Annotated in this window: 8 protein-coding genes and 1 tRNA gene; 8 read left to right on the top strand and 1 reads right to left on the bottom strand. The window is 61.1% G+C overall.

The genetic code is table 11. The features are described from left to right. Positions 1-3: 3 nt before the first annotated feature. The 7 genes from IPP03_12885 (at position 4) to IPP03_12855 (ending at position 9,909) form a co-directional block, all read left to right on the top strand. Positions 4-77, top strand: a tRNA-Gly gene (locus IPP03_12885). A 436-nt stretch (positions 78-513) separates the two neighbouring features. After that, positions 514-1,323 carry a type IV toxin-antitoxin system AbiEi family antitoxin domain-containing protein gene (locus IPP03_12880; protein ID MBL0353494.1) on the top strand — a complete coding sequence of 270 codons (810 nt, stop codon included), beginning with the start codon at positions 514-516 and terminating at the stop codon, positions 1,321-1,323. Beyond that, positions 1,320-2,561, top strand: coding sequence for a nucleotidyl transferase AbiEii/AbiGii toxin family protein (locus tag IPP03_12875; GenBank protein ID MBL0353493.1), 1,242 nt, complete (start codon positions 1,320-1,322; stop codon positions 2,559-2,561). Before IPP03_12880 ends, IPP03_12875 begins: the two co-directional genes overlap by 4 nt. Before the next feature lie 45 nt (positions 2,562-2,606). Continuing rightward, positions 2,607-4,793 (top strand): N-6 DNA methylase, encoded by a 2,187-nt coding sequence (locus tag IPP03_12870; GenBank protein ID MBL0353492.1) that lies wholly within the window; start codon positions 2,607-2,609, stop codon positions 4,791-4,793. Then, a complete protein-coding gene (locus IPP03_12865) occupies positions 4,787-6,100 on the top strand; it encodes a restriction endonuclease subunit S (GenBank protein MBL0353491.1) in 1,314 nt (437 codons plus the stop codon). The genes IPP03_12870 and IPP03_12865 overlap by 7 nt, the downstream gene beginning before the upstream one ends. Further along, positions 6,093-9,146, top strand: a complete 3,054-nt coding sequence (locus IPP03_12860; GenBank protein MBL0353490.1) for a type I restriction endonuclease subunit R — start codon at positions 6,093-6,095, stop codon at positions 9,144-9,146. The genes IPP03_12865 and IPP03_12860 overlap by 8 nt, the downstream gene beginning before the upstream one ends. Continuing rightward, complete coding sequence (locus IPP03_12855) at positions 9,130-9,909, top strand: M48 family metallopeptidase (protein ID MBL0353489.1); 780 nt, start codon at positions 9,130-9,132, stop codon at positions 9,907-9,909. The genes IPP03_12860 and IPP03_12855 overlap by 17 nt, the downstream gene beginning before the upstream one ends. Before the next feature lie 82 nt (positions 9,910-9,991). On the opposite strand, the gene IPP03_12850 is transcribed toward IPP03_12855, so the two are convergent. After that, a complete protein-coding gene (locus tag IPP03_12850; GenBank protein ID MBL0353488.1) occupies positions 9,992-10,528 on the bottom strand; it encodes a hypothetical protein in 537 nt (178 codons plus the stop codon). On the opposite strand from IPP03_12850, the gene plsB reads away from it, so the two are divergent. Then, on the top strand, positions 10,518-12,965 hold the full coding sequence (gene plsB, locus IPP03_12845; GenBank protein MBL0353487.1) for a glycerol-3-phosphate 1-O-acyltransferase PlsB: 2,448 nt from the start codon (positions 10,518-10,520) through the stop codon (positions 12,963-12,965). The two genes, IPP03_12850 and plsB, sit on opposite strands and share 11 nt — an antisense overlap. Positions 12,966-12,967: the final 2 nt, after the last annotated feature.

Here is a 12,967-nt window from a genome sequence, read left to right as displayed (position 1 = left end):
AGAGCGGGCGTCGTATAATGGTAATACCCAAGCTTCCCAAGCTTGTGCCGTGAGTTCGATTCTCATCGCCCGCTCCACATTCCTCACGCATGTATGTCACGTGAGGCTGGAAACATAATTTTGGAGTTGTTGCAACGATATCGTGTCGCTATTCTTGGCACGGCAAAGCCCACCAGATTTTAAGGTGGGCTTTTGTTATTGGAGTTAGCACTGGGCCAATCGATACGAGTTTTCAAGGTCTCCACATTGGTTTTATGTCGAGCGCTACATAAGGCCGACGAGTCGCCAATGACCACAGTCTGTTGATCGGCCTTTGCGGTCACTCGTCCCTTTGGTTGAAATGACCGCAAACAGCAATAAAACGACCGTCGTGTACCCTTCGGTTACGACCAGTAGGACAGTTAGTTTCGACGCGCAGTCAAATTCGTCATAGCGCTGCCGCAGCCAAATTAAGCTATATTGTGAGCGACAATACATACACACATCAAACATTACTGCATCTAAAATATAGCCATGAAGCCCGTAGGTTTAAGCGCTACCTCTCGAAGCCAACTCAGTCGGCTGCTACGCGATAGTCCATCAATCGTAACGCCTAGCGAGGCCGCGGTGATACTCGGACTGACACCGGCAGTTGCCGCGCACAAGCTAGCCGCGTGGGCGCGTGCGGGATGGTTGGCGCGTGTTCGCAGGGGCGCCTACGTGCCAGTCCCCATCGAGGCCGAGTCGTCCGATATCGCGCTCGATGATTCTTGGACCGCCGCAGCCGCCATGTATTCGCCCTGCTACATCGGCGGTTGGTCTGCAGCGGAGCATTGGGGCCTCACCGAACAGATTTTCGGCTCGCTCTGCGTGATGACTACGATGCGTCCGCGCAACCGCCAACCATTGCTGCGTAAGGCGCGCTTCGAACTTCACACCACACCGGCCGCTCGATTCGTTGGTCTCAAGAGCGTCTGGCGCGGCGGCACACGCGTGCAAGTTTCCGATCCCGCCCGCACGCTGATCGACATGCTGGCCAATCCGGCGCTAGGCGGCGGCATCCGCCACGTAACGGAAATGCTGGCGACGCTGCTGCGCGAGCAGTCCAAAGAAGTGCCCAAACTCGCCGACTACGCGAAGAAGCTCGGCATTGGCGCCATCCACAAACGCCTGGGGTTCCTGCTACAACGAGATCATTCGGACCAGACGGCACTGATCGAGGCCTGCCGCGAAAATCTCTCCGCTGGCTACGCCAAGCTCGATCCGGCATTGCCGGCCGATCGTCTGATAACCACCTGGCGCGTCTGGGTGCCGGCAAGTGAACTGCGCGAGGCCAGGCCATGATCCCCAAGCAGGAAATCATGGCGCTCGCCGCCGAGCTTCAGCTTCAGGCGCATGTCGTCGAGAAGGACTACGCGCTCGGCTGGTTCCTCGCCGGTATCGCCGCGCACCCGGTCATTGGTCCGCGTTGGGTGTTCAAGGGCGGCACCTGCCTGAAGAAGTGCTATTTCGAGACCTACCGTTTTTCCGAAGACCTCGACTTCACCTTGCAGGATGCCGAGCACCTCGACGAAACATTCCTCGCCGAAGTGTTCGCGGAGATCAGCGATTGGGTCTACGACGCCTGCGGCCTGCAGCTCCCGCCCGAGGCGCGCAAGTTCGAAGTCTTCACCAATCCGCGCGGCAGCACGTCGGCGCAGGGTCGCGTCGGATATCGCGGCCCCCTTGGTCGTGCCGGCGATCCACCGCGCATCAAGCTGGATCTGGCGACCGATGAAGTGCTTGTCCTCTCGCCAGTGCAGAGGCCGGTCCACCACCCCCACAGCGATCTTCCGGAGGGCGGCATTCACGTCCTGAGCTACTCCTTCGAGGAAGTGTTCGCCGAGAAGATGCGCGCCCTGGCCGAACGTCAGCGTCCGCGTGACCTCTACGACGTCGTTCATCTGTATCGCCGGCAAGACCTGCAGCCCGATCGCGCGCTCGTACGCAGCACGCTGGCGCGCAAGTGCGAGTTCAAGGGTATTCCGGTCCCGACCTATGCCGCGCTCACCGACCGCCCAGAGCGTGTGGCCATCGAAGTGGAGTGGGAGCAGATGCTCGCCCATCAGCTTCCTGTCTGCCCTCCGTTCGACGAGTTCTGGCAGGAGCTTCCTGCGGTCTTCGACTGGTTGAACGAGCAGGCCGCTGCGCCGGTATTGGCAGCAATCCCCTCCGGCCGCACGGCAATCGATAACGGCTGGCGGCCGCCTGCCATGGTGCAAGCCTGGGGCGCCCAGGCCGGCTCGCTAGAGACAATCCGCTTTGCGGCGGCGAATCATCTGTGTGTGCAGATCGACTACACCAGGGAGAACGGCGAACGCAGCGCCCCGACCATCGAACCCTACTCGGTGCGGCGCACGAGTGCTGGCGATCTGTTGCTCTTCGGGGTCAAGACAAATTCAGGCGAATCGCGGAGCTACCGCCTCGATCGCATCCGGTCGGCCACCGTCACGCGCCAAGCCTTCCATCCGCGCTTTGCCGTCGAATTGACCGCCTCGGGGCCGCTGGCTGTTATGCCCGGCCGCGTCGGCTTCCACAAGTGAACAATCGAAACCCGTCCGGCCACTGACTTCCAGAACTTATAACCAATGAACCTCGACCAACTCCTCGGCACCCTCCAATCACCCATCGTCATCCGCCCGACGCGGCGCATGACGCAAGGCGAGTTCGAAAGCTATCTCGACACCGCCGCCAATATCCTGCGCGGCAACGCCGACCATTCCGAATTTCGCGGCTATGTCTTCGCGCTGCTGTTCTACAAACGCATCAGCGACTACTTCGATGAAGAAGTTCGCACCCATGCGGTGACCCTGGCAAACGCCGGCATGCCAATGGAACAAGCGCAGTTACTGGCCCGCGACCCGCAAAACCACCACTTCATCGTGCCTGATGCGGCTGCGTGGAACACCGTGGCGCGCACCGCCAAGGGCCAGCTCGGCCAGGCGCTCAACGACGCCATGCTCGCCATCGAGCGCGCCAATGCCCACCGGCAAAACAACTTCGACGGCATCCTCACTGGCAAGATCGACTTCAACAAGCAGGACGAATTGCCACGCGACAAACTGGTCAACCTGATCAATCACTTCGGCAGCCAGACCTTCGACCGCGCCCACGTTTCCGACGACCTGTTCGGCGACGCCTACGAATACCTAATCCGCAACTTCGCCAGCAAGGCGGGCAAGTCCAGCGGCGAGTTCTACACCCCGGCCGAGGTCGGTTTCCTCATGGCCGAAGTGCTGCAACCCAAGGCCGGTCTATCGATCTGCGACTGGGCCAGCGGTTCTGGGGGCCTGCTCTTGCAGTGCATCCGCCATGTGAACCAGCACGGCGGCGATGTGCGCCAGTTGCAGTTGCACGGCCAGGAATCCAACGTCGTCACCTACAACATCTCGCGTATCAACATGATCCTGCACGGCATCCCGGTGTGGGAGCACAAGCAGGGTGACAGCCTGCGCGACCCGCGCCACCTCACCGCCGACAACCGCCTCAAACAGTTTGACCGCGTCATCATGAACCCGCCGTTTTCGCTGGAGGACTGGGGCTATGACACCGTGGCGGCGGGCGACAAGTTCGGCCGACTGTCATTCGGCATGCCGCCGACCAGCAATGGCGACTGGGCCTGGTTGCAGCAGATCGTCAAATCCCTGAAGGATGCTGATCCTGAAACTGGCGTCGGTGGTCAGGGCATGGTCGTCATGTCGCAGGGCGTGCTGTTCCGCGGGCAGCCCGCGCAGACCGAAGCCGAGGATGGCCAGAACCAGAAGGCCGATGCCGAATACGTCATCCGGCGCGGCTTCATCGAGGCGGACCTGATCGAAGCCATCATCGTGCTGCCGGGCAAGCTGTTCTATGGCAACAACGTGCCCGGCTGCCTCGTCCTGCTCAACAAAGCCAAGGCGGCGGCGCGCAGGGACAAGATCCTGATGATCTGGGCCTCGCGCCATTTCCAGAAGGGCAATCCGCAGAACCTGCTGCGCCCCTCGGACCTGATGCGCATTCTCGTGCCTTGGCGCGCCTTTGGCGATCTCAAAGCCGCCCGTCGTCGGGTGGCCGAGCATGAAGCGCAATTGATCCGCGAAGTCGAGGTGCAGCGCGATACCCGGTTGGCGGACATCGAGGATGCCTACGGCCCGGTGCTGGAGCCCTTGTCGCGGCTGGAAGCCGAACAGGCAACCCTGGACGCGCTGGATTTGAAGCTGCCGGCCGTGAAAGACGCCATCTCGCCCGAGCATCCCTATTTCCATCCGCTGACCCCCTTGCAGGCCGAGGTCGCGCGCATCGAAAACGAAATCGCGGCTGCCGGCCGTGCTGAAAAGTCGGCGCTGGCGGGACGGCGCGCCACGGCGAAAACGGAGTTCGAAGCGGCGCGCAAGAAACTGATCGACGCCATCAAGGCACGACACAAGCAAGTCACCAAGGCGGTCAAGGAACTGGGCAAGCTCAAGGAGGAGCGTGATGCCCGCGAGCAGGAAGTGAAGCTTGCCGCCGAGCGCGAGACCACGCACCTGCGCGAAGCCGCCGCCGATCTATTGCGCATCTGTGGCGATGAGGAAGAGGCGCGCCGTTACTTCACCGTGGTCAATCGTGGCGAGATCGAGGAAAACGAGTTCAATCTCAATCTGCCGCGCTACGTCGATACGTTCGAGCCGGAAAAGGTGCTTCCACTCGCACAAGCAACAACACAACTAACGGATGCGACGGCAGCCGCCCAAACCGCCCAGCACGCCCTGCAATCTCTGCTTTCCAGCATCAGCGGAAGACGCGGCGGATGCTGACCCACCGAGCCAAAACCATCCTCGGCGATATTCCATCAGACTGGCAGGCCAAGTCGGTCCGGGAACTGACTGCTGAGCATTTTGCTGGTGATTGGGGCGACGACGATGGCGAACAAGCCGTATCGGTGATGCGCTCAACGAATTTCACCAATGACGGCCAGCTCGATATGAGCGACGTCGCGGTGCGCTATTTCGCCAAGGAAAAAGCTGAGCAGTTCGGCATGAAGAAAGGCGATCTGCTGGTCGAGCGTTCGGGCGGCGGCCCGGAGCAGCCAGTGGGACGCATCGGCTTCATCGAGAAGGATATGCCGGGGGCCACGGTTTCAAACTTCGTGCAGGTATTGAGGCCAGACCCGGAAATGGTCGATCCCGTGTTCCTCGGCTGGGCACTCTTTGAGTTGCAGCGCACCGGCATCGTCGAGCGTGCTCAACAGCAGTCTACGCAGATGCGCAACCTCAACTGGCGGGATTATCAGCGCCTACTGCTGCCGTGGCCTGAACTTGATGAGCAACGCCGCATCGCAGCCACCCTGAAACTGGCCGACGACGCCATCAACAAGGCGCGGGCTGAACTGGACGCAACGCGCGATCTGAAGCGTTCGTTGGAAGCCGGACTGATAAGCGGTCAACTTGACCGCAAGCAACGCAGCAAGGTCGTAACCAAGGTTGGGGCGTTGCCGAATGATTGGACAGTGTTGCCCCTCAAGGATCTTGCCGACATTGGATCGGGTGTCACATTGAATCAGGACAGAGCGCCCAAGGAAAACGGCTGTCGCTATCTCACCGTTGCTCATGTGCAGCGCGGAACGATTTCCAACGAAGACGCACGCTACCTCGAACTCTCCGACGAAGAGCGAAGAACACGCCTTCTGGAAACCGGTGACATCTTGGTAATTGAGGGCCATGCAAATTCGATGGAGATCGGCCGCGCGGCAATATTTGAAGATCAAGGCGTGGCGACCACGTTCCAGAACCATCTGTTCAGAGTGCGTGCGGATGGTGAGCAGATACTTCCGAAATTCCTTCTGTATGTATTGAACTCGGACCGTGTACAACGCCACTGGAATGCGACCTGCAATACCAGTAGCGGCCTGAACACGATTAACCGCCGCAGTCTCCGGCGAGTTTGGATTCAGCGCCCAAATGTTGATGAGCAGCGTGACATCGTCGAAACCCTGGATGCTGCGGAGGACAATGTGGCTTCGATGCAGCAGAAGGTCACTGCACTCGAAGACGTGAAGCGCTCCCTCCTGCAAAACCTGCTCACCGGCAAGATTCGCATCCCCGAAGGAGTGGTCCATGCCTGAAATGATGGAAGCGCCGCCGTCCTATACGGTGCGCATGCTGTTTAACGAGGAAACGACCGTCGAGCGCGAGATCATCGAGCATCTCAGGGCAACCAAGCTGGGTTGGACCTGGCGCTCGCGTGAGCAACTGCGCGAATACCGCCCCGACGAGCGCGAGGTGCTGCTTCTGCCGCTGCTGCGCCAGAAGCTCAAAGCACTGAACCCTGCGGTGCTGACCGACGACGCTCGAGTCGAGGCGATCGTCACCAAGCTGCGCGGTTGCCGCGACAATAAGCAATGGCTGGCGTGGCTGAAGGGCGGCGTGAATTACCAGTTCGATGCCGCCGAGAACGCGCAGGATGTGCGCCTGATCGACTACGAGAACCTGGATGCCAACGACTGGTGGGTGACCAACCAGTTCCCGGTGGAAGGCCGCTCGCCGCGCCGCCCGGACATCGTGCTGCTGATCAATGGCATTCCCATCATCGTGATCGAGGCCAAGACCGCCAGCAGAGCCAAGCCCGATTGGCGCGAGGGCGCCAAGCAACTCGGCATGTATGCCGAGGAGATCGACCAGCTTTTCTATACCAATGCCTACGGCGTCGGCGTGAACGAAACCCGGATGATGTACGGCGTGCCGGGACGTCGCTTGCAATTCTGGTTGCAATGGCGCGACCCATGGCCGCACGAGATCGACGAGTACGACGAGATGAAGGTCTCGCTCTACGGGCTGTTCGACCGCAGCAATCTGCTCGACTTCATCCGCCACTTCATCGTCTTCGTTACCCGGGACGGCAAGACCGAGAAGGCGGTGGTGCGCTACCAGCAATATCTGGCGGTGAAGGACATCCTCAACCGGGCCACCGATCTGACGCTGCCGGCCGAGAAGCGGCGCGGCCTGATCTGGCACACGCAGGGTTCGGGCAAGACGCTGACGATGATCTACGCCGCGCGCAACCTGTGGGAATCGCCGGAACTGAAGCAGCCAACCGTCATCCTGCTGGTGGACCGCGAACAACTTGGCGACCAGATGGATCGCGAGTTGAATTCCACCGGCACCGACAACGTACACGTCGCCGCCAGCAAGCGCGATCTGGAAGCGAAGCTCTCCGGTGACTATCGCGGCGTGATTTTGACCACGGTGCATTTGTTCGAGGGCATGCCAAAACAGGTCACCAAACAGCGCGCCAACGTGATCGTGATGGCCGATGAGGCGCATCGTTCGCAAGAGCGCGACCTGGGCACCTACATGCGCTCGGCGGTCGAGGGGGCATCGATGTTCGGCTTCACCGGCACCCCCATCGAAAACGACGACCACAACACGCCCAAGGCCTGGGGCTATGTCAAGGACGACGGCAAGATTGAGCGCTACATGGGTCGCCCTTACACGGTGACCGATGCTTTGCGCGACGGCGTGGTGAAGCCGATTCACTGGCAGCCGCGCGTGACCGACTGGCAACTGCACGGCACCAAGCTGGATCTGGCCTTCAAGCGCGAATTCGGCCATCTGCCGCAGGAAGAGCAGAACAGGCTGACCACGGACAGCGCGCGACTGGACGCCTTGCTGTTTCACCCGACTCGTATCGCCCAGATTGCCGATGACGTGGTTTCACACTTCACCGAACACGTTCGTCCCAATGGCTTCAAGGGCATGCTGGTATGCAAGGACAAGCAGGCGGTCAAGTTGTACGCGGCGGCCCTGCGCGAGCGACTGGGTAACGAGGCAGTCACCGCCGTCATCTCCGAGGCACCACAAAATGATCCTGAAGAGATTCAGGCGCTGTATCTCGGCGAGGCGAAGCGGAAGAAGCTGCTCAACGAGTTCCTGATCCCGGCACGCTCGGAGCAGGACGAGCACCGCGACAAGCCCTATCGCAAGGTCGAGATGCTGGTCGTGTGCGACATGCTGTTGACCGGTTTCGATGCGCCGATCCTGCAAGCGCTATATCTCGACAAAAAGCTGCTGAACCACTCGCTGCTGCAAACCATCGCGCGGGTGAACCGGCCTTACAACGAGATGAAGGGTCATGGTCTGGTACTGGATTACTACGGCATCTTCGACCACCTGAACGAGGCGCTGAACTACAAGCCCGAGGAACTGGGCGATGTGGCCTTTCCGTTCGACACCATCCGCGAACACTTTCGCAAGACCTTCCAGCAAGTCTGGGCATTGTTTCCCGAGGACACGGTGCCGCGCGATGGTTCGCACGACGCCTTTATCACGGCAATGAAGATACTGCGTGATGTCGATGGCAGCGAAAAGCAGTTCGATACTGGCTACCGCAACCTGCGCGTGCTGTACGAGGCGCTGCAACCTGACGAGCAATTGCGCGATTTCGTCCGTCCCTACGCCTGGCTAACCAAGCTCTACATGCTGTACCGGAAGAAGTTTTACCCCGATGCCAGCAAGAGCATTGAGGCAACCGAAGAAGATGCCGCTCGCACCCGCGAGTTGATTCGCGAGCATATCGACGTCGACGAACTGGAAACCGAATTCCCGACCTACGTGCTGGACGAGCATTTTCTGACCAAACTGAAGGACAAGAAACCGGATGCCAAGGCGCTCGACATTGAGGCCATGCTGTCGGCCGAGTTGCGGATTCGGCTGGATCAGGATGAAGCATTCCAGCCGCTCTCTGAGAAATTGCAACGCTTGATCGACGAGAAGCGTGCGGGCACCTTGGCCGGCATCGCGCTGATAGAGGAGCTGGAAAACCTCATCGAAGCGGTTCGCGCTGCGGTCGAGGAGGCCAACCGCCCCATTGCCCAGCAGTTGGCATTGAAGGCCAAGGCGCGCAACGCTGCGATCACCGATGTGTTGGCTGCCGAGATCGCCGCCGCCACGTTGGCCGAGGCCGACAAGCACTGCTTCCCCGGGTGGTGGAGTAGCAGCACGGTGGACCCGGAATTGTCACGCGGGCTGCTGTTCATGATCGCCACCCGATTCTCGGCGGCGGGTTTATTGACCGATGACGCGATGGGCTTTATCGGTAGCATGGTGCAGGTGTTGAAACGGCGGCACTATAAGCCGGGTGCCGCTGCGGGCGTGAATGACGCGGATGCGTGAAGTTGCTTGCCATGCTGAACTGGTCTTGCCCGATGGGCGAACCATTGACTATGCGATTCAGACTTCGGCCAAGGCGCGCTCACTGCGCCTGAAACTCAGCGCTCGCGAGGGCCTGGTGGTCGTGGCGCCACAGAACCTGGATCGCCAGAGACTAGCGGCTTTGGTGGCGGGGAAAGCCGAGTGGATTGCAGAGCGTCTTACAGGTTTCGACGCCGTGCGCCACCTGATCGGTAAGGGGCCTGTTGCGCGCCCCCAGGCATTCGACCTGCCGGCCCTGGCAGAATCCTGGCGCGTGGAATACAAGCCAACGCGCAGCCGCACGGTCGGCGCGCGTACCGATCAACCGGGGCGCATCGTTGTGGCTGGAACGGTGGACGATGTCGATGCATGTCACGCCGCGCTACGACGCTGGCTGGCCCGTCACGCCACCAGTGCGCTGTCGCCGTGGCTGGCGAATCTGGCTGAACCTGCTGGTTTGCGTTATGCAGATCTGGCCATCAAGAACCAGCGTACGCGCTGGGGCAGTTGCGCGACGAGTGGACGCATCAGTCTGAACTGCAAACTGCTATTCCTGCCGCGCGAGTTGGTGTGCTATGTGATGACGCACGAACTCTGCCACCTGCTGGAGGCAAACCACTCCGAGCGTTTCTGGGGGCACCTACGTCAATTTGAGCCGGCCGCAGATTTACTGCATGGCCGGATGAGAGATGCCTGGAGATTCGTCCCTACGTGGGCCCAAAGGGGAGACGGGACGATGCTATGAAGCGAGAGACATTGGCGAATGAGCGATTAGCGCCAATAAGCAGGCGTTCCCGAGTAACGGATTGAATGACCGATCAGGCCGATCAACAGTCTTCCATTTTTGTCGATACTGAGCAAGTTTGATGCTGATACTCTTCAATAACCTCACGAACAGTATGCCTTGTCTCCGGATCGGCAAATGTGAGCCCCTCATTCTCTAGCGCTGCCCAGATCTTCCTCCGGCTGATAGGGCGATGCCCATCAAATATTTTCGTGATGATAGCTCTTGCGCGCTTATTCCTGGAGGCACGGTTTGCTGCTGTGAGGATGGCAACTGCCTGTTTGTGCTTATCTGAGATGGCCCGGGCCAGCTCAGAGAAATGCTGGTTTAGCAAACGACGCTTGACTCCGAGTGTGGTTGCGACCGCGAGTTGAGTTGGAGAATCAGGGCCAGCCAGAATTGCTTCTAGTTGTACACGCCGCCCTTGCCGACCGTGGCGTCGGGAATGGCGCAGCAGATTGACCCAAGACTGGCTGCAGACAATCACTGTCCGTTTCCCGGCCCGAATTCCCATTAGAATCTCTGTCGGCAGGCCGTACCCCGTGCTTGCATGAGAGGTGGTGAGAGCCTTGATCGACATTTCCGGCTGGTTTGTTCCTTTGGCGCAGCGCCTGCTCTATGCCTGGGTGCGCACGACGGTATTTGCCGAGGCGGCTGCGGACATCGATCCGGCACGACCCGTCTGCTATGTTCTGCAGGACCGTCATCTATCGAACCTGCTTGTCCTTTTCGAAGAGTCGCGACGCGCAGGCCTGCCTCCGGCCGAGGCGCCTTTCGCGCTCGGCGGCGTCAGGGCGAAGCGTTCGCTGTTCTTCCTCAACCGGCGTCGCCAGGGCTCCGCGTCGGGAACTTCCCGCCTGCTGGTCGACCAACTGGGGGCGGTGGTGGCGGACCCGACCCTCGATGTGCAGTTGGTGCCGGTGGTGGTGCTCTGGGGTCGCAGCCCCGACAAGCAGGAATCCATCCTCAAGGCGCTGCTCGCCGAGACCTGGCGCTCGCCGGGCCGGCTGCGCCAGTTTCTTGCGGTGCTGTTGCACGGGCGGCAGACACTGGTGCGCTTCAACCGGCCATTGTCCTTGCGCGAACTGGTCCAGCGCAGGGCCACCCCGCTCGACGCCGCAGCGGCCCTGCGCAAGGTGTCGCGTGTGCTGCGCGTGCATTTCCGGCGGCAGCGGGAAATGGCCATCGGCCCCGACCTTTCCCACCGCAACACGCAGATCGAGATGTTGCTGGCCAGCGATCCGGTGCGCACGGCGATCAGTGAGGAGTCGACCCGTCTCGGGGTCCCGCTGGGCGAGGCGCAGGCCAAGGCGAACAGGTTCGCGCTGGAGATTGCCTCCGACTACTCCTATGGCGTCCTGCGCGCGGCGGAACTCCTGCTCACCTGGCTGCTGGAGCATCTTTATGACGGCATCGAGGCGCACAACCTCGAAGCGCTGACGGACATCGCGCCGGGCAACGGTATCGTCTATGTGCCTTGCCATCGTAGCCATGTCGACTATCTGCTGCTCTCGTACCTGATCCTCCGCCATGGCCTGACGCCGCCGCATATCGCCGCCGGCATCAATCTGAACATGCCTCTGGTGGGCCCGCTGCTGCGCCGTGGCGGCGCTTTTTTCCTGCGCCGCAGCTTCAAGGGCGAACCGCTCTATGCGGCGGTTTTCGACGAGTATCTGCACCTGATGCTGGCGCGCGGCTTTCCGATCGAGTATTTCATCGAGGGTGGACGCAGTCGCACCGGCCGCACGCTGGCACCGAAGGCCGGAATCCTCGGCATGACCATCCGCAGCTTCGTCCGCAGCCACAGCCGGCCGCTGGTTTTCGTCCCGGTCTACATCGGTTACGAACGTTTGATCGAGGGGCAGACCTATGTGCGCGAGCTGTCCGGGCGCCCGAAGCAGGGAGAATCACTATGGACCCTGCTGACGAGCGTGCGCAGCATTCGCCGCATCTATGGCAAGGTGCATGTGAACTTCGGCGAACCGCTGCCGTTAGGCGGATTTCTCGACGGGCAGCGCGCCGACTGGCGTGCGGCGCGCGACGAAGTGAACGGCGAATGGCTGCGCATGGCGACGCGCGAGGCGGCCAGCGAGCTTGCCACGCGGATCAATGCGGCGGCGGTGCTCAATCCGGTCAGCCTGGTCGCGCTGGCGCTGCTGGCGACGCCGCGTTGCACCGCCGATGCGCTCGGCCTGCGGCGAATGATCGCGCACTTCCAGGCGCTCGATGCCGCGGCGCCCTATTCGCCACAACGCATTGCCTGCATTCTCGATCCTCTACAGGTCATAGCGCATGCCGAACGACTCGGTATCGTCGAGCAGGTCCCGCATCCGTTCGGCAATCTGGTTCGCGTCGTGGACGCGCAGGTCAAGCAGCTTCCCTATTTCCGCAACAACGTCCTGCACCTGTTCGCGGTCCCGGCGCTGATCGCCTGCCTGCTTGGCAACAATCGCCGACTCGATGTGCAACGGCTCAGCGACGCCGTTGTAGGTATCTACGGCATCCTGCGCTCTGCTCTCTTTCTGCGCTGGTCTGAAGACGAACTGCTGCGCGAGATCCAGCGCACCATCGGCATTTTCGCCGGGCGCGGCCTGCTGCGTCGTGCCGAAGCCGACGGCTGGCTGCTGGCGCCGGAAGCGAACAGCCTGGAGTTTCCCGAACTGCAGATAATCGGCGAGACCCTGCGACCGATGCTGGGCCGCCATTTTCTGGCGCTAGCGCTGTTGCAGCAGCGCGGGTCAGCCAAGCTGACGCGCGCGGTGCTCGAGAAGGACTGCGTGCTTCTTGCGCAACGCCTGGCTCTGCTCCATGGCTTCAGTGAGACCGAAACCGCCGACAAGTCCGATTTCGCCAATCTCGTTACTAGTCTGCTCGATGCCGAACTGCTCGACGAAGACCAGGAGGGCCTGCTGCGCTTCGATGAGCATCTGCTGGAGCCGTTGGCCTACGCCGAGCTGGTATTGCCCGCCGATGCCCGCCAGTCAATCCGGCGGATCGCCGAGCAGCCAGCGGCCTGAGA

Source organism: Candidatus Dechloromonas phosphoritropha (assembly GCA_016722705.1).
Lineage (GTDB): Bacteria > Pseudomonadota > Gammaproteobacteria > Burkholderiales > Rhodocyclaceae > Azonexus > Azonexus phosphoritrophus.
Note: the sequence above shows the minus strand (reverse complement) of the source record. Positions and strands in the feature narration are given on the sequence as shown.

What these genes read in the sequence shown, in the direction of transcription:
- IPP03_12850 (MBL0353488.1), bottom strand. Translation starts at nt 10,528, where the DNA reads ATGTCGATCAAGGCTCTCACCACCTCTCATGCAAGCACGGGGTACGGC.
- IPP03_12865 (MBL0353491.1), top strand. Translation starts at nt 4,787, where the DNA reads ATGCTGACCCACCGAGCCAAAACCATCCTCGGCGATATTCCATCAGAC.
- IPP03_12860 (MBL0353490.1), top strand. Translation starts at nt 6,093, where the DNA reads ATGCCTGAAATGATGGAAGCGCCGCCGTCCTATACGGTGCGCATGCTG.
- IPP03_12880 (MBL0353494.1), top strand. Translation starts at nt 514, where the DNA reads ATGAAGCCCGTAGGTTTAAGCGCTACCTCTCGAAGCCAACTCAGTCGG.
- IPP03_12855 (MBL0353489.1), top strand. Translation starts at nt 9,130, where the DNA reads ATGACGCGGATGCGTGAAGTTGCTTGCCATGCTGAACTGGTCTTGCCC.
- IPP03_12870 (MBL0353492.1), top strand. Translation starts at nt 2,607, where the DNA reads ATGAACCTCGACCAACTCCTCGGCACCCTCCAATCACCCATCGTCATC.
- IPP03_12875 (MBL0353493.1), top strand. Translation starts at nt 1,320, where the DNA reads ATGATCCCCAAGCAGGAAATCATGGCGCTCGCCGCCGAGCTTCAGCTT.